Annotated in this window: 2 protein-coding genes and 1 pseudogene; all 3 read right to left on the reverse strand. The window is 43.0% G+C overall.

Annotation, left to right across the window (positions count from 1 at the left end):
- Positions 1–370, reverse strand: a 370-nt coding sequence (locus ACYVRA_RS07590) for a flagellar biosynthetic protein FliR (protein ID WP_461252136.1), incomplete at its 3' end; no start/stop codon positions are given.
- A gap of 4 nt (positions 371–374) precedes the next feature.
- Entirely contained in the window at positions 375–644 is a 270-nt protein-coding gene (gene fliQ, locus ACYVRA_RS07595) for a flagellar biosynthesis protein FliQ (RefSeq protein WP_461252137.1), read from the reverse strand.
- Between the two features lie 6 nt (positions 645–650).
- A pseudogene (locus ACYVRA_RS07600) lies at positions 651–824 on the reverse strand (flagellar type III secretion system pore protein FliP); the annotation flags it as partial.

Below are 824 nucleotides of genomic sequence, written 5' to 3' on the forward strand. Positions count from 1 at the left end.
AAAAGAATGTACCCGCCGAAGAGAAAGCGACAAAAATAGCCGTCATGTAAAGACCAATAATTATGCCGATTATTCCCTGGCCTATAATAAAAAATAAAAAGCGAAGACTGAATGTCTCATAACGCAAGTCGCTTAATGTGCCTCCGGGCAGGGTAACAATACCGTTAGGTGAATTAACCGCCATAAAAATTTCCGCGGTGGGAATAACGGCGAAAGCGGTAAGGCCCGCAAGCGCTATTTTAGCGACTTGAGGAACAGCTTCAGAGGAAAGAAGCGGAGCGGTTTGAATCATGGCAAAAGCCCTTACCGCTATTAACAGAAAGACAGGTCCAAAAGAGAGAATATTCTGTAAAACCGCATTTTCTAACAATTCTTTACCTCGCCATCTCAGGAATTCGCTCGAACAATTCCCTTGTATATTCTCCAAGAGACGTAAACATAAACCCGCCCAATAACGCAAGCACTCCAAGAATAACAAACAACTTTGGAACAAACGTAAGCGTCTGTTCTTGAATTGACGTTGCCGCCTGAAGTATCGCGACAACCAAACCAATCGCCAACGCCGATAACAAAATAGGAGCCGCAAGAATCAGCGTTTCCAATATTCCCTGCCGTAAAACGAATGTTATTTCACCAATACTCATTACTCATCATCCCCTAATTACAAATGAATTGAGCAGTTGTCCGGTAAGCAATGTCCATCCGTCTACAAGGATAAACAGAACTAATTTAAACGGCATGGAGATCATAACGGGAGGGAGCATGATCATACCCATCGACATAAGCGCACTCGCGACAACAAAGTCTATTACAATAAACGGAAT

Source organism: Treponema sp. R8-4-B8 (assembly GCF_054786175.1).

Excerpts from the sequence above, each read along its gene's own strand:
- fliQ (WP_461252137.1), bottom strand. The coding sequence starts at position 644 with ATGAGTATTGGTGAAATAACATTCGTTTTACGGCAGGGAATATTGGAA.